Consider the following 25,508-nt stretch of genomic DNA (forward strand, 5'->3'; position numbering starts at 1 on the left):
TTTCGCCCAAGTAACGGAATTAAGAATCGATGAGTGACTATAAAGAAACCTTGAACCTGCCTGAAACAGGATTCCCAATGCGTGGTAACTTGGCTAATCGTGAGCCAGTAATGCTTAAGCATTGGTATGATGAAGATCTTTACGGCGAGATCCGTAAAGCGAAAAAAGGTAAAAAATCGTTTATATTGCATGACGGCCCTCCGTATGCAAATGGTGACATCCATATTGGTCATGCACTGAATAAGATTCTTAAAGACATTATTATTAAGTCAAAAACGCTTTCTGGCTTTGATGCACCATACATTCCTGGTTGGGATTGTCATGGTCTACCAATTGAATTGATGGTAGAGAAGAAAAAAGGCAAGCCGGGTCAAAAAATCTCTGCGGCTGAGTTCCGTGAAGAATGTCGTAAATACGCGGCAGTTCAAGTTGAAGGCCAAAAAGAAAGCTTTAAGCGTTTAGGTATCATGGGTGAGTGGGACAAACCATACCGCACTATGGATTTCGGTACTGAAGCAAACATCATTCGTTCATTAGGTAAAATTGCAGACCAAGGCCACTTACTTAAAGGATTTAAACCTGTTCACTGGTGTACCGATTGTGGTTCAGCATTGGCTGAAGCGGAAGTTGAATACCAAGATAAATTCTCCCCATCTATTGATGTGCGTTTTGTTGCTGCAGATGAAGCGGCAACATTAGCTAAATTCAGTACGCCTGAAGGTCATCAAGGTGAAGGTGAATTATCGGTTGTTATTTGGACTACAACACCTTGGACATTACCTGCAAACCGTGCAGTAGCACTACATGCTGATCTTGAATACGTATTAGTTCAAGTAGAAGCACACGGCGAACAAAAAGCAGAACGTTTAATTCTTTCATCTGAGCTAGCAAAATCTGTGATGGATCGTGCGGGTATCGAGCATTTCCATAACTTAGGTTTTGCAAAAGGGTCTGATCTAGAGCTTCTTCAATTTAACCACCCATTCTATGGTTTTACGGTTCCAGCTATTTTAGGTGAACATGTAACGGTAGACTCAGGTACAGGTATCGTGCATACGGCACCTGGTCACGGTCAAGAAGATTTCGTTGTTGGTAAAAAATACGATTTAGAAATCGCAAACCCAGTAGGATCAAACGGTGTATACCTTCCTGATACTGAATTGTTTGCTGGTCAACACGTATTTAAAGCGAACGACTCAGTTATTGATGTATTAAAAGAGAAAGGCGCATTACTGCACCATCACGCGATTGAACACAGCTACCCACATTGCTGGAGACACAAAACACCAATCATCTTCCGTGCAACACCACAATGGTTCATCTCAATGGATCAAGCGGGTCTTCGTGCAAAAGCATTAGAAGAAGTGAAGAGTGTTGAATGGATGCCTGAATGGGGTCAAAGCCGCATTGAAGGTATGATTGAAGGTCGCCCAGAATGGTGCATCTCTCGTCAACGCACTTGGGGTGTGCCAATCGCTCTATTCGTTCACAAAGAAACGTCTGAACTGCACCCTGATTCACTAGAGCTAATTGAAAAAGTAGCAAAACTAGTTGAAGAGAAGGGCATTCAAGCATGGTGGGATCTTGATATCGCCGAGCTAATGGGTGAAGGCGACGCAACGAAATACGAAAAAGTATTAGATACATTAGATGTATGGTTCGACTCAGGTGTTACTCACTTCTCTGTTGTTGATTCTCGTGAAGAATATAACTTCCCTCAAGAAGAGAGAACACACAGTGCTGACCTTTATTTAGAAGGTTCAGATCAACACCGTGGTTGGTTCCAATCATCGTTGATTTCATCTGTTGCAATGAAAGGTAAAGCACCTTACCGACAAGTACTAACTCACGGTTTCGTGGTAGATGGTAATGGTCGTAAGATGTCTAAATCTGTCGGCAATGTAGTTGCACCAAAAGACGTAACTAACAAACTGGGTGCAGATATTCTTCGCCTATGGGTAGCTTCAACGGATTACACTAACGAAGTTGCGGTTTCTGATGAAATTCTAAAACGTTCAGCTGACGCATATCGTCGTATTCGTAACACAGCACGTTTCTTCTTAGCTAACTTAAATGGCTTTAACCCAGAAACAGATATCGTTCCTGCTGAAGAAATGGTTGCACTGGATCGCTGGGCTGTTGGTCGTGCATTTGCTGCACAAGAAGAAATCATCAAGTCTTACGATGAATATAACCTACATGAAGTGACTCAACGTTTAATGCACTTCTGTTCAATTGAAATGGGTTCTTTCTACTTAGATGTGATTAAAGATCGCCAATACACAGCGAAGAAAAGCGGTCATGCTCAACGCAGCTGTCAAACGGCGCTTTACTACATTGTAGAAGCATTAGTTCGTTGGATGGCACCAATCATGTCATTCACGGCTGATGAAATCTGGAATGAAATGCCAGGTAAGCGTGATAAGTTTGTCTTTACTGGCGAATGGTATGAAGGTCTGTTTGATCTTGCTGAAGGTGAAGATCTAAATAACGAATTTTGGAGTGAAATCCAAGCGGTTCGTGCATCAGTTAATAAACTTCTTGAAGCGGCTCGTGGTGAGAAAGTTATTGGTGGTTCACTTCAAGCTGAAATCACGCTATATGCAGATGATGCGCTCGCTGCAAAAATTAATAAGCTTGATAATGAATTACGTTTTGTTCTTCTAACATCAAGCGCAACAGTGAAACCACTAAGCGAAAAATCAGAGTCAGCAAAAGCAACAGAACTTGCTGGTCTGTTTGTTGATGTTGCGGCTTCTGAAGCGGCGAAGTGTGAGCGTTGTTGGCACCATGTTGCTGATGTAGGTACTATCGAAGGGCACGAAGAAGTGTGTGGTCGTTGTGTATCTAACGTTGAAGGCGAAGGCGAAGAGCGTAAATTTGCATAATGACTAGCGATAATAAGACATTACCGCTGCTTAAAGAATCTGGACTTCGCTGGCTATGGCTAGCGGGGTTGGTTTTTATGGCAGACATCAGCATTAAGTTATTTGTGATGAAAGAGATGACTTATGGTTGGGCGAACCGAATTGAAGTTTTGCCTTTCTTTAATTTTCTTTACGCTCATAACTATGGTGCTGCATTTAGCTTTTTAAGTGATCAAGCCGGTTGGCAACGCTGGTTTTTTACCGGTATTGCTATCGCTGTATGTGGTTTACTTGCCTATTGGATGCGCAAAGCACCACAAACGGACAAGTTAAATAACATCGCGTATGCACTGATCATTGGTGGTGCGATTGGTAATGTGTTTGATCGCTTAGTTCATGGTTTTGTAGTGGATTATCTTGATTTCTATTGGGGTAGCTACCATTGGCCAACGTTCAACTTAGCGGATGCTGCGATTTGTATTGGTGCGGGATTGATCATCTTAGATGGGTTTCGTTCTAATAAAAAAGAACAATAAGATAAAGTAAAAACATAAGCGCTGCCCGTGAATTCGAGGTGGCGTTTTTTTTAAGTGTTATACCAATATTATTGGTGTTATCTAAGGAAAGACAATGTCAAAAATTGAAAGTAACAGTGAAGTAACCTTACACTTCACTATAAAATTAAAAGATGGCTCGATCGCAGATAGTACCCAGACATCAGGAAAAGCCGCTAAGTTTACAATGGGTGATGGCAGTTTAAGTGAGAATTTTGAACAGTGTTTATTAGGTTTAGAAGCGAATCAGTCTAAGAGCATTGAATTAAATGCAGTTGATGCATTTGGTTTACCTAATCCTGATAATATTCATCATATGGATCGTAATCGATTTGTAGGTGATGCAGCAGCTGAAGTTGGTACTATTATGGCATTCACCGGACCTGATGGTGTTGATATTCCGGGGATCATTACTGATATTGCCGGAGATTCCGTTACTGTCGATTTTAATCACCCATTATCTGGTCAAGATGTTATCTTTGACGTAGAAATCGTAGCGGTTGGATAACCCAACAAAAAGTAGAGATAAAAGATGAAAATAGTATTAGCGAACCCTCGTGGATTTTGTGCCGGTGTTGACCGTGCCATTAGTATTGTTGAACGAGCGCTTGAATTATATAAAGCCCCTATTTATGTACGTCATGAAGTGGTTCATAACCGTTTTGTCGTCGAAGGATTAAAGCAACGCGGTGCTATTTTTGTTGAAGAGTTAAGTGAAGTTCCTGATGATAATATCGTGATCTTTTCAGCTCACGGGGTATCTCAAGCAGTGCGTACTGAAGCAAAAGAGCGAGCATTAACCGTATTTGATGCCACTTGCCCATTAGTAACAAAAGTTCATATGGAAGTTGCTCGTGCAAGTAAAAAGAGCATTGAAGTTGTTTTAATTGGCCACGCTGGTCACCCTGAAGTTGAAGGGACCATGGGACAATATGCGAGTGAAACCGGTGGAATGTATTTAGTCGAGACACCTGAGGATGTTGAGAAGCTGATTGTTCAAGATCCAAATAATCTTCATTATGTTAGCCAAACGACTTTATCAGTTGATGAAACCGCAGATGTTATTGATGAATTACGCCGTGTATTTCCAAAGATCCAAGGCCCGCGTAAAGATGATATCTGTTATGCCACACAAAACCGTCAAGATGCAGTGCGAGATATGGCAAGCCAAGTTGATGTGATGATAGTTGTTGGCTCTAAAAATTCATCTAATTCAAATCGATTGCGTGAACTGTCTGAAAAATTAGGCACTACGAGTTATCTGATTGATTGCCCTGAAGAGCTGAAAGAAGAATGGTTAACAAACCAAGCGAAAGTTGGTGTTACCGCCGGCGCATCAGCACCTGAAGAATTAGTTAATCAAATCATTGAACAAGTAAAAGCCTTTGGTGGTACGACTGTGGATGAGTTGAAAGGGCGTGAAGAAAACATGTTTTTTGAAGTACCAAAAGAATTACAAATTAAAACTGTGTCTTAAAAGTTCGCATAGCGATTCATAATAATTTGAGATAGAGTGAAAGATACAAATTTAAAGGAGTACACGAGAATGGTAAGAGTCGCAATTGCTGGTGCAGCAGGAAGAATGGGCCGTAATTTAATTAAAGCTGTTAATGGTTCTCAATATGCGGTTCTTGCAGCAGCGAGTGAGCATCCTGAGTCAAGTTTGATTGGTGTTGATGTTGGTGAAATGGCAGGGTTAGGTAAATCAGGCATTATTATTGTTGATGATCTTGCGAAAGCCGTGGATGACTTCGATGTCATTATTGATTTTACGTTACCGATTTCAACATTAAAAAACATCGAACTATGCCAAGAGCATAAAAAAGCGATTGTTATTGGTACGACTGGTTTTAGTGAGCCGGGCAAAGAGTTGATTGATCTAGCGGCTAAACAGATCCCGATCGTCATGGCGCCAAATTACAGTGTTGGTGTTAACCTCGTTTTTAAGTTACTAGAAAAAGCCGCAAAAGTAATGGGTGACTACTGTGATATTGAAATTATAGAAGCGCATCACCGTTATAAAGTTGACGCACCGTCAGGTACTGCTATTGGCATGGGAGAAGCAATAGCGGGAGCCATGGGCAATAAGCTTGATGATGTCGCTGTTTATACTCGAGAAGGTATTACCGGTGAGCGCACTAAGAATGAAATTGGTTTTGCTACGATTCGAGCGGGTGACATTGTCGGTGAACATACCGCCATGTTTGCTGATATTGGTGAGCGTGTTGAAATAACACATAAAGCCACCGATAGAATGACGTTTGCAAATGGAGCGGTGAGAGCCTCCCATTGGTTGCATCAAAAGTCGCCAGGTTTTTATACCATGCATGATGTTTTAGACTTGGATCAGATTTAATTATTAAGCCCAAATCATTTATTGATTTGGGCTTTTTTTTATCTTAGTGATCTCAAACTCTATAATCATAGTTTATGCACGAACGCTGCTCTGTATCAATGGTTTTTGTCGTTTTATATTCTTTATTAGCTTATGGCCATTATTATTGAAGGGTATATTACCGATTAGATAAGTTGTTTTTTATTTGGTTGTAGCGTGTTTATTGGTTTAGTTACTTGTTTTTATATGTTTCATGTTCATATTAACGATTGCTTTATTTCTATGAGTAATTTATAGATGTGAAATAAGTAAAGTTATGCATAAATCCAGTTTTTTACAGGTTTGACCAGAATTGAGTAAGGATAAATGAAGTTTTTGGCTTGAAATGAACGTTTTCTTGATGAGTCGGTTAAAAAACCTGTTTTATAATACAGTTTTTGTTGACACTTACCCTATAGATCTCTAGAATTTCGCCAATTTGTCAAAAATCGAGATTTAATTTCGGTTTTCGGGTTTAAAAAAAGAAGTTTTGCATCGTTATGTATGCATGCTGAATGTTTATTATGTTTGGAGGTTGTCTTGAGTAAATCAGCGCTATTAGTCCTAGAAGATGGGACAGTGTTCCGCGGTCAATCGATTGGAGCAGATGGCTCGGCCGTTGGTGAAGTCGTTTTTAATACCTCGATGACGGGGTACCAAGAAATTCTCACTGATCCTTCCTATTCTCAACAAATCGTTACTCTTACTTATCCTCACATTGGCAACACCGGAATCAATTCCGAAGATGAAGAATCTTCTTCTATCCACGCTCAAGGCCTTGTGATTCGCGATCTTCCTCTCCTCGCTTCAAACTTCCGCAGTGAACAAACTCTTTCTGAATACCTTAAATCTCAAAATATTGTCGGCATTGCTGATATCGATACGCGTAAGCTGACTCGTATTTTACGTGAGAAGGGTGCTCAAAACGGTTGTATCATTGCTTGCTCTTCTAAGAAAGAAAGCAATTTAGATGAAGCATTTGCTCTTGCTCAAGCAAAAGCATTCCCAGGTCTTAAAGGAATGGATTTAGCGAAGGAAGTTACCACGTCAGAAGCTTACCAGTGGAAACAAGGTTCTTGGACTCTTACTGGCGGTTTGCCAGAAGAAAAAGCAGATAACGAACTACCGTTCCATGTTGTTGCTTATGATTTTGGTGCTAAACGTAATATCTTACGTATGTTGGTTGACCGCGGTTGTCGTCTAACGGTCGTTCCGGCACAAACTTCAGCAGAAGAAGTATTAGCGATGAACCCAGATGGCGTGTTCTTATCAAATGGTCCTGGTGATCCGGCGCCATGTACTTACGCTATTGAAGCAACGAAAGTGTTCTTAGAAAAAGGGTTACCAATCTTTGGTATCTGTCTTGGTCACCAAATTCTTGCTCTAGCATCAGGCGCTCAAACAGTAAAGATGAAGTTTGGTCACCACGGTGCAAACCACCCTGTTAAAGATTTGGATCGTGATGTAGTTATGATCACTGCACAGAACCACGGTTTTGCGGCAGATGAAGAAACACTTCCAGAAAATTTACGTGCAACACACAAATCATTGTTTGATGGCACTCTGCAAGGCATTCATCGTACAGATAAGCCTGCATTTAGCTTCCAAGGTCACCCTGAAGCAAGCCCTGGCCCACATGATGCAGCGCCATTATTTGACCATTTCATTGAATTGATTCAGCAGCATAAAGCTTAATTCGGAGTAGTAATAAGATGCCAAAACGTACTGATATTAAAAGCGTTCTAATTCTAGGTGCAGGCCCAATTGTTATCGGCCAAGCGTGTGAATTTGACTACTCTGGTGCACAAGCGTGTAAAGCACTTCGTGAAGAAGGCTACCGCGTTATCCTTGTGAACTCTAACCCTGCAACCATCATGACTGACCCAGACATGGCTGATGCAACGTACATTGAACCTATCCATTGGGAAGTGGTTCGTAACATCATCGAAAAAGAACGTCCTGATGCAGTACTGCCTACGATGGGTGGTCAAACGGCATTGAACTGTGCGCTTGATTTAGAGAGACACGGTGTTCTTGCTGAGTTCGGTGTTGAGATGATTGGTGCAACGGCGGATGCGATTGATAAAGCAGAAGACCGTTCACGTTTTGATAAAGCAATGAAGTCAATTGGCCTTGAATGTCCAAACGCTGATACCGCAAAAACAATGGAAGAAGCTTACAAAGTTTTAGACATGGTAGGTTTCCCTTGTATCATTCGTCCATCATTTACGATGGGTGGTACTGGTGGTGGTATCGCGTATAACAAAGAAGAATTTGAAGAAATTTGTCGCGGTGGTTTGGATCTTTCTCCAACCAACGAGCTTCTAATCGATGAATCATTGATCGGTTGGAAAGAGTACGAGATGGAAGTGGTTCGTGATAAAAATGACAACTGCATCATCGTATGTACGATTGAAAACTTTGATGCAATGGGCATTCACACTGGTGATTCCATCACTGTGGCTCCAGCTCAAACGCTAACAGATAAAGAATACCAACTAATGCGTAACGCTTCTCTAGCAGTATTGCGTGAGATTGGTGTTGAAACGGGCGGTTCAAACGTACAGTTTGGTATCAACCCGAAAGATGGCCGCATGGTTGTTATCGAAATGAACCCACGTGTATCGCGTTCATCAGCTCTAGCGTCTAAAGCAACTGGTTTCCCTATTGCAAAAATCGCAGCTAAATTAGCGATTGGCTATACGCTTGATGAGTTAATGAATGACATCACTGGTGGTGCAACTCCAGCATCATTTGAACCAACAATCGATTATGTTGTTACTAAGATCCCTCGTTTTAACTTCGAAAAATTTGCAGGTGCTAACGATCGTCTAACCACGCAGATGAAATCGGTTGGTGAAGTAATGGCTATTGGCCGTAACCAACAAGAATCACTGCAAAAAGCACTTCGTGGCTTAGAAGTTGGCGCGGATGGTTTTGATGAAATGGTTGATCTTGATGCACCCGATGCATTAACTAAGATTCGTCACGAATTAAAAGACGCAGGTGCTGAGCGTATTTGGTACATTGCGGACGCATTCCGTGCTGGTATGTCTATTGATGGTGTGTTTAACCTAACGAATGTTGACCGTTGGTTCTTGGTACAAATCGAAGATTTAGTTAAGATGGAAGCAGAAGTTAAAGCGGGCGGTTTCGCTAGCTTAACTGCGGATAGCCTTCGTCAATTAAAACGTAAAGGCTTTGCTGATGCTCGTCTATCTAAGTTATTAGGTGTTGCTGAAAGTGAAATCCGTCGTCTTCGTGACCAGCATGATATTCATCCTGTCTACAAGCGTGTAGATACGTGTGCTGCTGAATTTTCTTCGGATACTGCTTACATGTATTCAACGTATGATGAAGAATGTGAATCGAATCCAACCGACAATGATAAGATCATGATCTTAGGTGGCGGTCCAAACCGTATCGGCCAAGGTATTGAATTTGATTATTGTTGTGTACACGCATCATTAGCACTTCGTGAAGATGGCTACGAAACTATCATGGTTAACTGTAACCCTGAGACTGTTTCTACTGATTACGATACGTCTGACCGCTTGTACTTTGAACCAGTAACACTGGAAGATGTATTAGCCATCGTTCGTATTGAAAAACCAAAAGGCGTTATCGTTCAGTACGGTGGTCAAACACCACTTAAACTGGCTCGTGCTCTTGAAGCTGCCGGAGTTCCTATTATAGGTACAAGCCCTGATGCTATCGACCGTGCAGAAGACCGTGAGCGCTTCCAAGTTGCAGTAGACCGTCTAGGCCTTCTACAGCCAGAAAATGCAACCGTAACGGCAATGGAACAAGCGATTGAGAAATCAAGAGAAATAGGTTTCCCATTAGTTGTTCGTCCTTCTTATGTTCTTGGTGGTCGTGCGATGGAAATCGTATATGACGAGCAAGACTTACGTCGCTACTTTAACGAAGCAGTAAGCGTTTCAAATGAATCACCAGTTCTACTTGATAGCTTCCTAGATGATGCCATCGAAGTCGATGTAGATGCTATCTGCGACGGTGAGCAAGTGGTTATCGCTGGTATTATGGAGCACATCGAACAAGCAGGTGTTCACTCTGGTGACTCAGCATGTTCTCTTCCTGCTTATACATTAAGTGAAGAAATCCAAAACGTAATGCGTGATCAAGTACGTAAGCTAGCATTTGAGCTAGGTGTGCGTGGCTTAATGAACACACAATTTGCTGTTAAAGATAACAAAGTTTATCTAATTGAAGTGAACCCACGTGCCGCACGTACGATCCCATTCGTATCTAAAGCAACTGGTGCACCAATCGCTAAGATTGCAGCGCGTGTAATGGCGGGGCAATCTCTAGAGTCTCAAGGCTTTACTAAAGAGATTATCCCACCTTATTTCTCAGTAAAAGAAGTGGTATTGCCGTTTAACAAATTCCCAGGAGTTGATCCACTGTTAGGCCCAGAAATGCGCTCAACGGGTGAAGTGATGGGTGTTGGTAACACGTTTGCAGAAGCCTTTGCTAAAGCTGAATTAGGGTGCAGTAAAGAGTACCCAGAAGGCGGTCGAGCATTACTTTCTGTTCGTGATGGTGATAAGAAGCGTGTTGTCGATTTAGCAAAACACCTTGTTAAAATTGGTTATCAATTAGACGCAACGCACGGTACTGCTGTGATTCTTGGTGAAGCGGGTATTAATCCTCGTTTAGTCAACAAGGTTCATGAAGGTCGTCCTCACATTCTTGACCGTATTAAGAATGGCGAATACACCTACATTGTAAACACGGCATCTGGTCGTCAAGCGATTGAAGACTCTAAACTTCTTCGTCGTGGCGCTCTCGCGGGTAAAGTGAACTACACAACAACATTAAATGCAGCATTTGCAAGTTGTCTAGCTCATGAAGCGGATGATCGTAATACGATTAACTCCCTGCAAGAACTGCACGCAAGAGTAGCGGCTAAATACGCTTAGTCACAACGAGTACTAATACTTTAAGTGATAAATGATAAATGATAAATGATAAATGATAAAAGCCCGAAGAATGTGAATTCTTCGGGCTTTTTGTTGCTGCTAATGTCGGTGTTCCTTAAATAATCAATCGTTTGATAACTTAATTAACGCCTGATAGAACGCTTTCTCAAAGCTATCAATTGGTCGCTCTACTGGTAAAGCACCTTCTTTTGCTGCTATTGGGTGATAATCTGCAACAAACTGAACAAAGAGCTGTGGATTATTTCCTTCTAAACCTACAAATCCTGCCATGTTATAGCTGCCAAACAATGAGCCACTTTTCGATTTTATGCTGCCTTTAATTGGCTCTTTTCTCATACTATTGCGGTATATCAATGTGCCATCGATACCAGAAGTCGGTAGTAAGGCGATTAACCCTAACTCTTTATCGTATCGATAGACAAACTGAAGAAGACTTTTCATCTGATTCGCCGTCATTCTATTATTTCGGGATAAACCAGAGCCATCTACAATAACTGCGTTGGTTAAATCCACATTAGCTTGTTTTAATAAGATGTCTTTAACCGCTGCGGTGCCATTACTAAAGCTTCCCGGTTGTTGGTAATGATAATGGCCTAACGTTTTCACTAAATTATCAGCGTAGTGGTTATCTGATTTTTTCAACATGTGATTAAGTAATACCATTAGCGGTTCTGATTGGTGAGAGGCAAGCAGCACTGTTTTCTGTATTTTTCCGGTCGAATTACCGAATATTATTTTTCCAGATAAATTAATATTTTGTTCATTAAGGATGCGTAATAGCGTTTGTTCGGTGAATTCTGTTGTATTTTGCACTGCAAACTTTAATGGTAATGGTTTGCTTCTTGCGACTAAGCAGCCTGATAGGTGGTAGTTATTGCCTTGAGTTGTTAGTTCTAAATCACAAAACGAATTTTTTTGCTCTTTGGCACTGACAGTCCGTGCAGTTGTCGTGAATGAAATTGGTTGGTGTATTGGCACGAAGACACGGGTAGTCCCGTTCTCATTTGTTGATATTGATGCTTGCACACAGTTTTCATCAATGCTTAATGCGCTTGATGGTGCGCTGTAACACACGCCGAGAATATCCCATGGCCAGCCGACAGCACGCTCATAACCAGTGAAAATCGAATCATCAACCCATAGATCTCCTTTAATGTTTTTTAATCCGCTATTTTTAAATAGGGATGAAAGGTTATCTCTTGTTAGTGAAGGATCTCCAGAAAAGGTTAATTGAACACTATTGTGTTTTGTTTTATGCAAAGTCGTTTTAAATTGAAAGTTTTCCCCAAGAGCTAAACGAGAAGCAAGTGCTGTCGCTACTTTTAATGTACTGGCTGGGGGGAGAAGCTCATTTTCTTTTTGCTGAAACTCAATACTCTGATCGTGTAGAGATTCAACCACAATAGCAGCACGGCTCCCACTAGGAAGGAGTTGAATGCTTGATGGAATGCTGCTGGCAAAGGTTGAAAAAGAATAAAGCGAGAGAGATAAGATAAATAATCGAGATAAAGGCATGGTCAACTCGTGCTGAAAATAATAAGGACATTTTACAGGTTTGAGTCGGTTTGTATGCGGAAAGTGAATAAAAATAAGGGGGGATAGTAATAAAAAACGCCCACCGAAGTGAGCGTTTTATTTAAGTATTTATTAAGACTTTATTAGAAGTCGTAACGCATACCTAGAGCAACAGAATCTTCAGTCATTGCTTTATCAATACCTTTCTTAGCATCAGTATCAAGTAAATTGAAGTTGTATGATGCGTAAGTACGGAAGTTAGCATTGAAGTAGTAAGTTGCATCAAATGCTAGGTTATCCGCGCTTAGGTTGTTGTTACCACGAGTAGCGATAGAACCATCGTGGTCAGCGTTGTTGTACGTTGACGTAAATACAGTTTTACCCATAGTGTATGCAGCTGCAACTTCGTAACCAGTGTAGTCTTCGTTAGACACTTCACCTGTTGTGAAAGTACCTGCGAAGTAAAGGTCGCCCATAGCCATAGAACCAGCAAGCATTGCTTCGTTGCTGTCAGCTTGGTCTGCGTAACCGCCACCTAGTTTAAAGCCTGAATCACCAAATGCATAGATACCTGACAGTGCGTAACCGTCGTTAGATTCAGTATTTGCAGCAGCGTCATCAAAACGGTAGTTCACTTTAGCTGAGAAGTCACCAAATGTGCCTTTGTAGCCAAGGTTGTTATTTGTACGGTCAGCTACAGAGATTTTAGTTGCAGCAGAGTTACCGTGGTAAGCCATGATATCGGTAAAGTCAGTGATAACGCCTAGAGCACCATCGTTTTTACCGTAAGATACTTCACCGAAGTTACCGCCGATTCCAGCATATGCATAACGGTTTTCAAGGCCATCTGTACCTGAATCAGTTACAAGACCATCGTCATTAGTTGTGAATTCGCCTTCCCAGAAACCAACACCGTATAGACCGTCAGAAATTTGAGTAGTACCTTTAAAGTTTAAACGGATACGAGAGTTATCTGAAACGTCACCATCTTGAGCGAATAGACGCGCTTCAGCACGACCGCCCATTTCTAGAGTTTGGTCTGCGCCTTTGTAGATCTCTGCTGCGTTAACTGCACCAGTTGACATAATAGCGGCTACTGCAAGAGCCAATACGTTCTTGTTCATTATGTAATTTCCTATAAGGGTGGAGGAGAAATAAGTTTAGTATAATTCGTATCGTTTGTTGATAACTTATTACGTTTAAAAAAGAGTTATCAATAGATACCGTTGTTTCAATACCTATATTTTCAGGGTTAAACCAATAGAAAGGTTAGTAAAACAATCTAAAAACTCCAATTGAACACTGTTTTTAATGGTCATAGTGTGAGATGTGTCGTTATTTTTCAGTTGGTTACGTTTTTTTAATAAAGTTTTACTCATTTTTGTTTTTTGGTGGTTTTTATGTTTTTTTTTCTTTTAGTTCTAAAGTTAGTGTGACGTCTATCTCAAAATGTATGAATTTACCTATTTATTAATTGAGCTGTTTTCTTTTTTGAGACTGAGTTCTTAATTATATGAAACTCATTTAATTAAAACTTGTGCGTTTTAGTGTAAATAGATAGGTGATAAAATTTATTTCTTTGTTTACACTAAGAGCATCGAACATAAACAGAAAACACACTTAGGTCCCTTCCTTAATGAAAAGGGGATACCTTGAGTGGGATTTTTATTTGCTGAATTTTGGTTTCAGCTTTAGAGGTAGGAAATATGGACAAGGTACCAATGACAATACGTGGTGAGAAACTACTGCGTGATGAATTAGAAGTACTATTAAAGCGTCGCCCTGTGATTTCAAAAGCCATTGGTGAAGCTCGTGAACTTGGTGATTTAAAAGAAAATGCCGAGTATCATGCCGCCCGTGAAGACCAAGGTATTTGTGAAGCTCAAATTCGTGATATTGAATATAAGCTATCAGTTGCTCAGGTTATTGATGTAACAAAGATGACTAATACAGGAAAGGTTATTTTTGGTGCGACAGTGACTTTACTCGACGTTGATACTGAAGATAAAGTGAAATACCAAATTGTTGCAGATGATGAAGCAAACATAAAAGAGGGACGAATTTCGGTTAATTCCCCTATTGCTCGTGGTTTGATTGGTAAACTGGTTGAGGATGAAGTTAGTATCCGAACCCCTGGTGGAACGAAAGAGTTTGAAATTGACGCGGTAGAATATATTTAATCGCGCTTATATTAGTATAAAATAAAAGGCCGCCTAGCTATGAGCTATTGACGGCCTTTTTAATTTCTTTGCATATACTGTTTATGCTAAGTTATTATTTTCTAGGGATCTCAATTTTACGAGCTTCGCTAGCGCGGTATAACACAAGTGTTTTACCAATAACTTGAACTTTTTCTGCTTCTGTTTCACGAATGATTGCATCAACAATCAATTGCTTAGTATCACGATCTTCAGATGCGATTTTAACTTTAATTAATTCGTGATGATTAAGTGCAATCTCAATTTCAGCTACAACTGCTTCAGTTAGACCATTTGAACCCATCATTACAACGGGTTTTAAATAGTGAGCAAGGCCTTTAAGGTGTTGCTTTTGTTTTGTGCTTAGGTTCATATATACCCGATTTTTTCTATATTAAGGGTTGAAAACAGCCTATTCTAACGCCATCTATCCCTGAAGACTATTTTTTGTTTCAGTCTTCTAATTTAAATTAAGTATTTTTAGGTAATGCATGAGTAAGAATAAACTTTCAGCAAGCTCTGGCCGCTGGTTAAAAGAACATTTTGATGATAAATACGTTCTTGAAGCGCAAAAAAGAGGCTATCGCTCTCGTGCTATTTTTAAACTTGAAGAAATTCAAAATAAAGACAAGCTATTAAAGCCAGGAATGACGGTGGTTGACCTTGGTGCTGCTCCAGGTGGGTGGTCACAATATGCGGTTGAGCAAGTCGGTGATTCTGGTCAAGTAATCGCTTGTGATATTTTAGCTATGGACTCAATTGCGGGTGTGAGCTTTTTACAAGGGGATTTTAGAGAAGAAGCGGTACTAGACGCATTGCTTGAACGCATACAACCAGATATGGTAGATGTAGTAATGTCGGATATGGCACCAAATATGAGTGGTAACCCTGCGGTGGATCAACCAAGATCAATGTATCTTGTTGAGTTAGCGTTGGATATGTGCCGCCAAGTATTGGCTCCTAATGGCAGTTTCACGGTCAAAGTATTCCAAGGTGAAAGCTTTGATGCATACTTACAAGAAGTACGTAAGGTATTCAAAGTCGTTAAGATTAGAAAACCTGATTCATCACGAGCTCGCTCTCGTGAAGTGTATATTGTAGCCACTGGTTACAAAGGATAATTCTTACGTAGTAGCTACAGGATATAAACTGTAGTACTCTTTCATTCATCTATTTAGTTAACGCGGGGTTAACACCTTGAGTGACATGGCAAAAAATCTAATATTATGGCTGGTTATCGCGGTTGTTTTAATGTCGGTATTCCAAAGCTTTGGACCGAGCGACAGCTCTGGTCGTTCAGTTGATTACACCACTTTTGTTAAAGAAGTTGGTAATAGTCAAGTTCAAGAAGCAACCTTTAATAATCGTGAAATTAAAGTAACAAAGAGTGATGGTACTCGCTATGTGACATACATGCCGGTATACCAAGACCCTAAATTGCTTGATGACCTGATTAATCAAAATGTAATCGTTAAAGGCACACCACCTGAAGAGCAGAGCTTACTTGAGTCTATCTTTATTTCGTGGTTCCCAATGATTCTTCTTATTGGTGTTTGGATCTTCTTTATGCGTCAAATGCAAGGCGGCGGTGGCAAAGGGGCAATGTCCTTTGGCAAAAGCAAAGCTAAGATGATGACGGAAGAACAGATCAACACAACCTTTGATGATGTTGCTGGTTGTGATGAAGCAAAAGAAGACGTTAAAGAATTAGTTGATTATTTACGTGAACCAAGCCGATTCCAGAAACTAGGTGGTAAAATCCCAACAGGTGTTTTATTGGTTGGTCCTCCTGGTACTGGTAAAACGCTAATTGCAAAAGCAATTGCAGGTGAAGCGAAAGTACCGTTCTTCTCAATTTCAGGTTCTGATTTCGTTGAAATGTTTGTTGGTGTTGGTGCATCTCGTGTGCGTGACATGTTTGAACAAGCGAAAAAATCATCGCCTTGTATCATCTTTATCGATGAAATAGATGCCGTAGGCCGTCAGCGTGGCGCCGGTGTTGGTGGTGGTAATGATGAGCGTGAGCAAACATTGAACCAAATGCTGGTTGAAATGGATGGTTTTGAAGGTAACGAGGGTGTCATCGTTGTTGCTGCGACTAACCGTCCTGATGTACTTGATGCTGCACTATTACGTCCGGGTCGTTTTGACCGCCAAGTTGTTGTTGGTTTACCTGACATACGTGGCCGTGAGCAAATTCTTCAAGTACACATGCGTAAAGTACCATTAGGCAGTGGTGTTGAACCATCGCTAATCGCACGTGGTACACCAGGTTTCTCTGGTGCTGACTTAGCTAATTTAGTTAATGAAGCCGCATTATTTGCAGCTCGAACCAATAAACGTGTTGTGTCAATGGTTGAGTTTGAACTTGCTAAAGACAAAATAATGATGGGCGCAGAGCGCAAATCAATGGTAATGACGGAAGAGACTAAAACCTCAACGGCTTACCATGAAGCTGGTCATGCTATTGTTGGTCGTTTAGTGCCTGAACATGATCCTGTTTATAAAGTATCGATTATTCCACGTGGCCGTGCGCTAGGTGTAACAATGTATTTACCTGAACAAGATCGCGTAAGCATGAATCGCCAGCACTTAGAGTCTATGATTTCAAGTTTGTATGGTGGTCGATTGGCTGAAGAGCTAATTTACGGCGTTGATAAAGTATCTACTGGTGCTTCAAATGACATCGAAAGAGCCACTGATATTGCGCGTAAAATGGTAACTCAATGGGGCTTTTCAGAAGCACTAGGTCCATTGTTATACGCAGAAGATCAAGGTGACCCTTTCTCTGGCCACGGTGGTTCTCATCAATCAAAGCATGTTTCTCCTGAAACATTGAAACTTATTGATGCAGAAATTCGTACTATCATTGATCGTAACTATGCTCGTGCTAGACAGATCCTTGAAGATAATATGGATGTGCTGCATTCAATGAAAGATGCATTGATGACATTTGAAACCATTGATGCGGGTCAAATTGATGACTTGATGGAGCGTAAAACTGAAATTCGTGAGCCTCAAGGGTGGGGAGATGATAATCAAACCAAACCTGAAGAGAAAAGCGAAAAACCAGCTGAAGCAGACGTTGAGACTAAAACTGAAGAATCTAAAGTAGAAGAAAGTACAGAGGAAGAAAAGCCTCAAGTCACTGAAGAAACGAAAAAAGATTCCGATTCATCAGAAAAATAAGATGAGTTAATAAAAATAAACCCCGAGTTCTGCTCGGGGTTTTTGTATTTAAAAGGACTGATCATGAAATTGATAAGCAAAGAGAAGACGTTAATATTAGATCGCTCTCATGTAATGGGGATCCTTAATGTAACGCCTGATTCTTTTTCTGATGGTGGTAAATTTACTGATTTAGAGGCGGCTTTAAGACAAGCTGAAAAAATGGTAAATGCTGGTGTTAGTTTTATTGATATTGGTGGTGAGTCAACCAGACCAGGGGCACCTGAGGTTGGAATTCAGCAAGAATTGGATCGGGTTATTCCGATCATTGAAGCTATTCATCAGCGATTTGATACATGGATATCAATTGATACCAGTAAAGCGGTCGTAATGGATGAAGCTGTAAAGTTTGGTGCAGATTTAATTAATGATGTGCGGGCATTACAAGAGCCTAATGCGCTAGAGGTTGCGGCAAAAGCGAATGTACCAATTTGCTTGATGCATATGCAAGGTCAACCAAGAACGATGCAATCAAACCCTACTTATGAAAACGTATTTTCAGATGTTTCTCTTTTTTTAGAAGAAAGAATAGCGGCTTGCCAATCGATTGGTATCACAAAAGATAAATTAATTCTCGATCCTGGGTTTGGATTTGGGAAAAGCTTGGCGCATAATTACCAATTACTTACTGAATTAGAACGTTTCCATCAATTTGGGCTTCCTATATTGGCGGGAATGTCTCGTAAATCAATGATTTTTAAATTGCTGGATATTGAGCCCCAAGAGTCTATTTCTGGAAGCTTGGCGTGCGCGACCATTGCAGCAATGAAAGGCGCACAAATTATCCGAGTTCATGATTTTGAACAAACAATGGATATTGTGAAAATTTGCCAAGCAACATTGGAGCAAGCTTCTTAGTGAGAAGCATGCTCATTTAAAGAATAAATTATTAAAATTAAAACATGGAGTACAACATGGCTGAGCGTAAATATTTTGGAACAGATGGAGTTCGTGGATTAGTGGGGCAAGCGCCGATTACTCCTGATTTTGTTATGAAACTTGGTTGGGCTGCCGGAAAAGTATTGGCTAAACAAGGTACAAAGAAAGTTATTATCGGTAAAGACACGCGTATTTCAGGCTACATGTTGGAATCTGCATTAGAAGCGGGTTTAGCTGCCGCAGGCCTTAAAGCGAAGTTCACTGGCCCAATGCCAACCCCAGCAGTTGCGTATTTAACGCAAACTTTTCGTGCCGAAGCCGGTATCGTTATTTCGGCTTCTCATAATCCGTATTACGATAATGGCATTAAATTTTTCTCATCTGAAGGTACGAAATTACCGGATGATATCGAAATGGCGATTGAAGCTGAACTTGATAAACCAATGACGTGTGTTGAATCGGCATTATTAGGTAAAGCGTCACGTTTAAATGATGCGGCTGGTCGTTATATCGAGTTTTGTAAAAGTACATTTCCAAAAGAACTTAGCTTAGCTGGCGTTAAAATGGTTGTCGATTGTGCTCATGGGGCGACATACCATATTGCCCCTAATGTTTTTAAAGAGCTTGGTGCAGAGATTATTACGATTGGTTGTGAGCCTAATGGTACGAACATCAATCATGAAGTAGGGGCAACGGATGTTCGCGCCTTACAAGCAAAAGTACTTGAAGAAAAAGCCGACTTTGGTGTCGCTTTTGATGGTGATGGTGACCGCATCATTATGGTTGATGATCTTGGTAATAAAGTCGATGGTGACCAAATTGCCTATATTATTGCCCGTGATGCATTACGTCGTGGTGAGTTAAAGGGTGGTGTTGTAGGTACTCTAATGACCAATATGGGCATGGAAGTAGCTTTGCGTAATTTAGGTATACCTTTTGTTCGCTCTAACGTTGGTGACCGTTACGTCATGGAAAAATTATTGGAAAATAATTGGAAAATTGGCGCTGAAAATTCAGGTCATGTTATTTTATTAGACAAAGTAACGACGGGGGATGCAATTGTAGCGGCTCTGCAAGTTATAGCATCAATTGTTGGCAGTAAAATGTCATTGAAAGAACTTTGTAATGGCATGACGTTATTCCCGCAAGTTTTGGAAAATATCCGTTTTGTTGGTGATAATAATCCATTAGATACCGAGTTAGTTAAAGCAGCTCAGGCTGATGTAGAAACTAAACTTGGTGATAATGGTCGAGTTTTATTACGAAAATCAGGAACTGAACCATTAATTCGCGTTATGGTTGAAGGTGAAAATGCTGAGCTTGTGCAGCAATATGCTCTTCAAATTGTAGATGCAGTGAAAGAAAGCTGTTAATTTAAGCAATTAAATGAAATTGAACGTTTTTTGTTAATTTTAGCTTGTCATAGTAGCCTAGTTTGGTTAATATCCTCCGGCCTCTTAATTGAGAGCGCGCTGGTGTTGCCAATGGGCTACCGGTACATTAATTAGATACATAGGTGACGGAATGCATACGATTCTACTTGTGATTTATCTGATTGCCGCAGTCGGTGTAATTGGCCTAGTATTGGTACAACACGGTAAAGGCGCAGATATGGGAGCCTCATTTGGGGCTGGAGCATCAAATACAGTATTTGGCTCTGGTGGCTCTGGAAACTTTTTAACTCGAATGACTGCAATTTGTGCAACAGTATTTTTTATTATCAGTTTAGCATTAGGCAATATGTCTACGCACAAATCTGAAGGCTTTGATCTTAAATTAGATCAACAAGCAACAGAGCAAGTAACTGATAATGTGAGTGACGTTCCTGCTACTGAAAACAGCGACGTTCCTCTTTAAACGAATTTAGCCGAGATGGTGAAATTGGTAGACACGCTAGCATGAGGTGCTAGTGCCTTAGGGTATGAGGGTTCAAGTCCCTCTCTCGGCACCATATTTCAGACAAGAATCTGATTCTTGTAATAAAAGGATAAAGAAACTATACTTTCTTTGTTCTTTTCGGACGCGGGATGGAGCAGTTTGGTAGCTCGTCGGGCTCATAACCCGAAGGTCGTCGGTTCAAATCCGGCTCCCGCAACCAATTATCTAGTAAGAGTAATTGCTATTATTAGATAAGTCACGCAAGTGGCATTCAGGGTCCAGCAGTATTAAACCCCGCAATTATCGGGGTTTTTTGCTATCTGAAACAGACTGTTTTTTAAAAAATTGGGCCTTTTAGTGCCCTTTTTTTGTTTTCAGGGGATATCAATGACAGGATTAGAAAGACAACTAACAGAAATGCTTGAGGCTCCTGTTGGTGCTTTAGGTTATGAATTGGTCGGTTTAGAATTTATTCGTGCGGGTGAACATTCAACGTTACGTGTTTTTATCGATCATGAAAATGGCATATTTGTAGAAGACTGTGCGGAAGCTAGTCGTCAAATCAGTGCTGTAATGGATGTAGAAGATCCAATCACAGTAGCATATAACCTAGAGGTTTCGTCTCCAGGTCTTGAACGTCCACTGTTTAAAGCAGCACATTATCAACAATTTGTTGGTCACGAGGTCAGCCTTGTATTAAAGATGCCGATGAATAACCGTCGTAAATGGAAAGGAGACATTCTGGACATTAACGGTGAAATTGTTACGGTTACAGTTGATGGTAACAATGAAGAATTTGCGTTAAGCAACATTTCAAAGGCGAACTTAGTTCCTAAATTTTAAGGCTGAAGAGGCTAAAATGAACAAAGAAATCTTAGCTGTTGTAGAAGCAGTATCAAATGAAAAAGCTGTTCCTCGTGAACGAATTTTTGAAGCATTAGAAATCGCATTAGCAACAGCAACAAAGAAAAAATCTGCGCTGGAAATTGAAGTACGTGTAGCGATTGATCGCAAAACAGGTGCAGTTGAAACTTTCCGTCGTTGGGTTGCGGTTGCTCAAGTTGAGCACCCTACATTAGAAATTTCTATTGAAGCGGCACAATTTGAAGATGAAACAATCGAAATCGGTGGTTTTATTGAAGATGATATCGAATCAGTAACGTTTGACCGTATTACGACACAAACAGCGAAGCAAGTTATCGTACAAAAAGTACGTGAAGCTGAGCGTGCAATGATCGTTGAGCAGTTTATTGATAACGAAGGTGAGTTAATCACTGGTATCGTTAAAAAAGTAAACCGCGATGCAATTATCGTTGATCTAGGTAGCAACGCTGAAGCGGTTATTTTACGTGAAGATCAACTTCCACGTGAAAATTTCCGTCCAGGTGACCGTGTTCGTGGTCTGCTATATGCAGTTAAACCAGAAGCTCGCGGTTTCCAGTTATTCATGACTCGCTCAAAAGGTGTAATGTTAACTGAATTGTTCCGCGTTGAAGTGCCTGAAATCGGTGAAGAACTGATTGAAATTAAAGCCGCTGCTCGTGATCCAGGTTCTCGTGCTAAAATCGCTGTGAAAACAAACGATAAACGAATTGATCCTGTTGGTGCGTGTGTTGGTATGCGTGGCGCTCGTGTTCAAGCTGTATCAAATGATCTTGGTGGTGAACGTATTGATATCGTGCTTTGGGATGATAATCCTGCACAGTTTGTTATCAATTCTATGGCTCCAGCAGAAGTGGCTTCTATTATTGTAGATGAAGACAACAATACGATGGATATTGCTGTTGAAGCTGATAATCTAGCACAGGCAATTGGCCGTAGTGGTCAAAATGTACGTCTAGCGTCTCAACTAACTGGTTGGGAACTTAACGTAATGACGGTTGCTGACCTTAATAAGAAGCACCAAGAAGAAGCTCAAGGTTCTATTGATGCATTTGTTAAGCATTTAGACATTGATGCAGATTTTGCTCAACTATTAGTTGAAGAAGGTTTCACTACGCTTGAAGAGATCGCTTACGTACCAGTAAACGAACTATTAGAAGTGGAAGCTTTAGACGAAGAAACAGTGGATCTTCTTCGTACTCGCGCTAAAGAAGCATTAACAACTCTTGCACTAGCACAAGAAGAGTCTCTTGATGGTATTGAACCAGCAGAAGACTTACTTGCTCTTGAAGGTCTAGAGCGTGAATTGGCATTTAAATTTGCAGCTAAAGGTGTAATTACACTTGAAGATCTTGCAGACCAAGGTGTTGATGAGTTGTCTGATATTGAAGACTTAACAGAAGAACGTGCTGGTGAGTTAATCATGGCTGCACGTAATATTTGTTGGTTTAGCGACGAAGCATAATTATTTCAGCAAGGAGAAGCGGTATGACAAAGCTTACGGTAAAAGCACTTAGTGAAGACATTGGAACTCCAGTTGACCGCTTACTTCAGCAATTTTCAGATGCTGGTATTAATAAAAAAGATGGAGACTCTGTTTCTGAAGGTGAAAAGCAATCATTGCTTATTCATCTAAAAAAAGAGCATGGTAGCGCTGATGAAAGTGCTTCACCAACCCGTCTCACTCTTCAACGCAAAACTCGTAGCACGTTAAGTGTTGCTGGTTCTGGCGGTAAAAGTAAAGATGTGCAAGTAGAAGTGCGTAAAAAACGTACTTATGTAAAAGCGAGCACGCTTGAAGAAGAGAAAAAAACTGAGCAAATGAAAGTAGAGGCTGAAGACAAGGCCAAACGTGACGCAGAGGAAGCTGCCGTTCGCGAACTTGAACAAAAGGCTAAACGTGAAGCGGAAGAAAAAGCTAAACGTGAAGCAGAAGCAGAAGTCAAAGTAAAGCGTGACGCAGAACAAACAGCGAAACGCACTAAGACTGAAAAGGCTAAAAAAGAAATGACTACTAAAAATGATCAAGCAAAAACAGAAGCTGATGAATTGAAACTTCGTCAGGAAACAGAAGCGACTCGTAAAGCAGAAGCAGAAGCTGCAAAACTAGTTGAAGATGCACGTAAACTGGCTGAAGAAAACGAAGGCCGTTGGAAAGAAGAAGAACAAAAGAAAACAGCTGCTGAAAAAACGGCTGATTATCATGTAACAACGTCAACTCACGCTCGTGAAGCTGAAGATGCAGCTGACCGTAAAGATGAGCAACAGCCACGTCGTCGTAAGAAAAAAGCGAAAGCGGCACCAGTAGAACGCGGTGGTCGCAACCAACGTGGCGGACGTAACAGAAAACCTCAAGTTAACAAACCAACCTCTATGCAACATGGCTTTGATAAGTCAGCGACTGTTGCTAAGCAAGATGTTGCGATTGGTGAAACAATTGTTGTTTCTGAACTTGCAAACAAAATGTCAGTTAAAGCAACTGAAGTAATTAAAGTTATGATGAAGATGGGCGCTATGGCGACTATCAACCAAGTTATTGACCAAGAAACTGCAGCATTAGTTGCTGAAGAAATGGGTCATAAAGTGGTTCTTCGTAAAGAAAACGAATTAGAAGAAGCGGTACTGTCTGATCGTGATAACAGCGCAACGGTTGAAGGCCGTGCACCAGTTGTTACTATCATGGGTCACGTAGACCACGGTAAAACATCTACACTGGATTACATTCGTCGCGCACACGTTGCTGACGCTGAAGCTGGTGGTATCACACAACACATCGGTGCATACCACGTTGAAACTGACAACGGTATGATCACTTTCCTTGATACTCCTGGACACGCAGCCTTTACTGCAATGCGTGCTCGTGGTGCTCAAGCGACGGATATCGTTGTTCTTGTTGTTGCTGCAGATGATGGTGTTATGCCACAAACAATCGAAGCTATCCAACACGCAAAAGCGGCTGGTGTACCTCTGATTGTTGCTGTAAACAAAATCGATAAAGAAGGCGCTAACCCAGATAATGTTAAAAATGAGCTTGCTCAATATGACATTATTCCTGAGGAGTGGGGCGGTGAGAACATGTTTGTTCACATCTCTGCTAAGCAAGGCACTAACATTGAAGGTCTTCTAGAAGCTATCCTTCTTCAATCTGAAGTACTTGAATTAACTGCGGTTAAAGAAGGTATGGCATCAGGTGTTGTTGTTGAATCTCGTCTTGATAAAGGTCGTGGTCCAGTTGCTACTGTTCTTGTTCAATCAGGTACTTTACACAAGGGCGACATCGTTCTTTGTGGTCAAGAGTATGGCCGTGTTCGTGCTATGCGCGATGAAAACGGTAAAGACATTGACAGTGCTGGCCCATCAATTCCTGTTGAGATCCTTGGTCTTTCAGGCGTTCCTGCATCAGGTGATGAAGCGACTGTTGTTCGTGATGAGCGTAAAGCTCGTGAAGTTGCGAACTACCGTCAAGGTAAATTCCGTGATGTGAAACTTGCTCGTCAACAAAAAGCGAAACTAGAAAACATGTTTGCAAACATGGAAGCTGGTGAAGTTGCTGAATGTAACGTTGTACTTAAAGCGGACGTTCAAGGTTCTGTTGAAGCGATTGCTGATTCACTACGTAAACTATCAACTGACGAAGTTAAAGTTAACATCGTAGGTTCTGGTGTTGGTGGTATTACTGAAACTGATGCAACTCTTGCTGCGGCTTCAAATGCGATTCTTTTAGGCTTCAACGTACGTGCTGATACAAGTGCACGTCGTACAATCGAAAATGAAAACCTAGATCTTCGTTACTACTCAATCATTTACCAATTGATTGACGAAGTTAAACAAGCGATGGGCGGTATGCTTGCTCCTGAATTCCGTCAAGAAATCATTGGTCTTGCACAAGTACGTGAAGTATTCAAATCTCCTAAGATTGGTGCTGTTGCTGGTTGTATGGTTACTGAAGGTACGATTAAGCGTAATAACCCAATCCGTGTATTACGTGACAATATCGTAATTTACGAAGGTGAACTAGAATCACTACGTCGCTTTAAAGATGACATGCCAGAAGTTAAGAATGGCTACGAATGTGGTATCGGCGTTAAGAACTACAATGATGTTCGCGTTGGTGACCAAATCGAAGTATTCGAAATTGTTGAGATTCAACGTACTCTTGATTAATTGAC

19 protein-coding genes and 2 tRNA genes are annotated in these 25,508 nt (G+C 40.9%); 18 read left to right on the forward strand and 3 right to left on the reverse strand.

Going from position 1 to position 25,508, the window contains the following annotated elements; all coding sequences use genetic code 11:
• The first annotated feature begins 29 nt into the window (after positions 1-29).
• From ileS to carB, 7 genes are all read left to right on the forward strand, one after another.
• Positions 30-2,888 carry an isoleucine--tRNA ligase gene (gene ileS / locus A6E04_RS13825; protein WP_065611640.1) on the forward strand — a complete coding sequence of 953 codons (2,859 nt, stop codon included), beginning with the start codon at positions 30-32 and terminating at the stop codon, positions 2,886-2,888.
• On the forward strand, positions 2,888-3,403 hold the full coding sequence (gene lspA / locus A6E04_RS13830; protein WP_017020427.1) for a signal peptidase II: 516 nt from the start codon (positions 2,888-2,890) through the stop codon (positions 3,401-3,403). Before ileS ends, lspA begins: the two co-directional genes overlap by 1 nt.
• Positions 3,404-3,497: 94 nt before the next feature.
• A complete protein-coding gene (gene fkpB, locus A6E04_RS13835; RefSeq protein ID WP_017020428.1) occupies positions 3,498-3,929 on the forward strand; it encodes an FKBP-type peptidyl-prolyl cis-trans isomerase in 432 nt (143 codons plus the stop codon).
• A gap of 24 nt (positions 3,930-3,953) precedes the next feature.
• Positions 3,954-4,898 (forward strand): 4-hydroxy-3-methylbut-2-enyl diphosphate reductase, encoded by a 945-nt coding sequence (ispH, locus tag A6E04_RS13840; protein ID WP_017020429.1) that lies wholly within the window; start codon positions 3,954-3,956, stop codon positions 4,896-4,898.
• Between the two features lie 69 nt (positions 4,899-4,967).
• A complete protein-coding gene (gene dapB / locus A6E04_RS13845; protein WP_065611641.1) occupies positions 4,968-5,777 on the forward strand; it encodes a 4-hydroxy-tetrahydrodipicolinate reductase in 810 nt (269 codons plus the stop codon).
• 558 nt (positions 5,778-6,335) lie between these two features.
• Positions 6,336-7,490 (forward strand): glutamine-hydrolyzing carbamoyl-phosphate synthase small subunit, encoded by a 1,155-nt coding sequence (gene carA, locus A6E04_RS13850; protein ID WP_065611659.1) that lies wholly within the window; start codon positions 6,336-6,338, stop codon positions 7,488-7,490.
• Positions 7,491-7,507: 17 nt separating this feature from the next.
• Positions 7,508-10,738, forward strand: a complete 3,231-nt coding sequence (gene carB, locus A6E04_RS13855; RefSeq protein WP_065611642.1) for a carbamoyl-phosphate synthase large subunit — start codon at positions 7,508-7,510, stop codon at positions 10,736-10,738.
• 123 nt (positions 10,739-10,861) lie between these two features.
• Here carB and dacB read toward each other — a convergent pair whose 3' ends face one another.
• Both dacB and A6E04_RS13865 read right to left on the reverse strand, forming a co-directional pair.
• Entirely contained in the window at positions 10,862-12,274 is a 1,413-nt protein-coding gene (gene dacB / locus A6E04_RS13860; protein WP_065611643.1) for a serine-type D-Ala-D-Ala carboxypeptidase, read from the reverse strand.
• Between the two features lie 143 nt (positions 12,275-12,417).
• Positions 12,418-13,398: a porin gene (locus A6E04_RS13865; RefSeq protein WP_017020437.1), complete on the reverse strand. Its 981-nt coding sequence runs from the start codon at positions 13,396-13,398 to the stop codon at positions 12,418-12,420.
• A gap of 582 nt (positions 13,399-13,980) precedes the next feature.
• Here A6E04_RS13865 and greA point away from each other — a divergent pair.
• Entirely contained in the window at positions 13,981-14,454 is a 474-nt protein-coding gene (greA, locus tag A6E04_RS13870; RefSeq protein ID WP_012549397.1) for a transcription elongation factor GreA, read from the forward strand.
• 94 nt (positions 14,455-14,548) lie between these two features.
• Here the strand turns inward: greA and yhbY are convergent, their stop codons facing one another.
• Positions 14,549-14,845, reverse strand: coding sequence for a ribosome assembly RNA-binding protein YhbY (gene yhbY / locus A6E04_RS13875; RefSeq protein ID WP_012549398.1), 297 nt, complete (start codon positions 14,843-14,845; stop codon positions 14,549-14,551).
• A 118-nt stretch (positions 14,846-14,963) separates the two neighbouring features.
• Between yhbY and rlmE the strand changes: the two genes are divergently transcribed.
• From rlmE to infB, 10 genes are all read left to right on the forward strand, one after another.
• Positions 14,964-15,593, forward strand: coding sequence for a 23S rRNA (uridine(2552)-2'-O)-methyltransferase RlmE (gene rlmE / locus A6E04_RS13880; protein WP_017020438.1), 630 nt, complete (start codon positions 14,964-14,966; stop codon positions 15,591-15,593).
• An 85-nt stretch (positions 15,594-15,678) separates the two neighbouring features.
• Complete coding sequence (gene ftsH / locus A6E04_RS13885; RefSeq protein WP_017020439.1) at positions 15,679-17,661, forward strand: ATP-dependent zinc metalloprotease FtsH; 1,983 nt, start codon at positions 15,679-15,681, stop codon at positions 17,659-17,661.
• A gap of 63 nt (positions 17,662-17,724) precedes the next feature.
• Positions 17,725-18,558 carry a dihydropteroate synthase gene (gene folP, locus A6E04_RS13890; protein ID WP_065611644.1) on the forward strand — a complete coding sequence of 278 codons (834 nt, stop codon included), beginning with the start codon at positions 17,725-17,727 and terminating at the stop codon, positions 18,556-18,558.
• Between the two features lie 56 nt (positions 18,559-18,614).
• On the forward strand, positions 18,615-19,952 hold the full coding sequence (gene glmM / locus A6E04_RS13895) for a phosphoglucosamine mutase (RefSeq protein ID WP_017020441.1): 1,338 nt from the start codon (positions 18,615-18,617) through the stop codon (positions 19,950-19,952).
• 151 nt (positions 19,953-20,103) lie between these two features.
• A complete protein-coding gene (gene secG / locus A6E04_RS13900; RefSeq protein WP_012549403.1) occupies positions 20,104-20,436 on the forward strand; it encodes a preprotein translocase subunit SecG in 333 nt (110 codons plus the stop codon).
• 9 nt (positions 20,437-20,445) lie between these two features.
• A tRNA-Leu gene (locus tag A6E04_RS13905) sits at positions 20,446-20,530 on the forward strand.
• A 70-nt stretch (positions 20,531-20,600) separates the two neighbouring features.
• A tRNA-Met gene (locus A6E04_RS13910) sits at positions 20,601-20,677 on the forward strand.
• 167 nt (positions 20,678-20,844) lie between these two features.
• Complete coding sequence (rimP, locus tag A6E04_RS13915; protein ID WP_012549404.1) at positions 20,845-21,300, forward strand: ribosome maturation factor RimP; 456 nt, start codon at positions 20,845-20,847, stop codon at positions 21,298-21,300.
• 16 nt (positions 21,301-21,316) lie between these two features.
• On the forward strand, positions 21,317-22,804 hold the full coding sequence (gene nusA / locus A6E04_RS13920; protein WP_012549405.1) for a transcription termination factor NusA: 1,488 nt from the start codon (positions 21,317-21,319) through the stop codon (positions 22,802-22,804).
• Positions 22,805-22,827: 23 nt separating this feature from the next.
• Complete coding sequence (gene infB, locus A6E04_RS13925) at positions 22,828-25,503, forward strand: translation initiation factor IF-2 (protein WP_017021048.1); 2,676 nt, start codon at positions 22,828-22,830, stop codon at positions 25,501-25,503.
• The last annotated feature ends 5 nt before the right edge of the window (positions 25,504-25,508 follow it).

Source organism: Aliivibrio logei, assembly GCF_001691055.1.
In the GTDB taxonomy this organism is placed as follows: Bacteria; Pseudomonadota; Gammaproteobacteria; order Enterobacterales; family Vibrionaceae; genus Aliivibrio; species Aliivibrio salmonicida.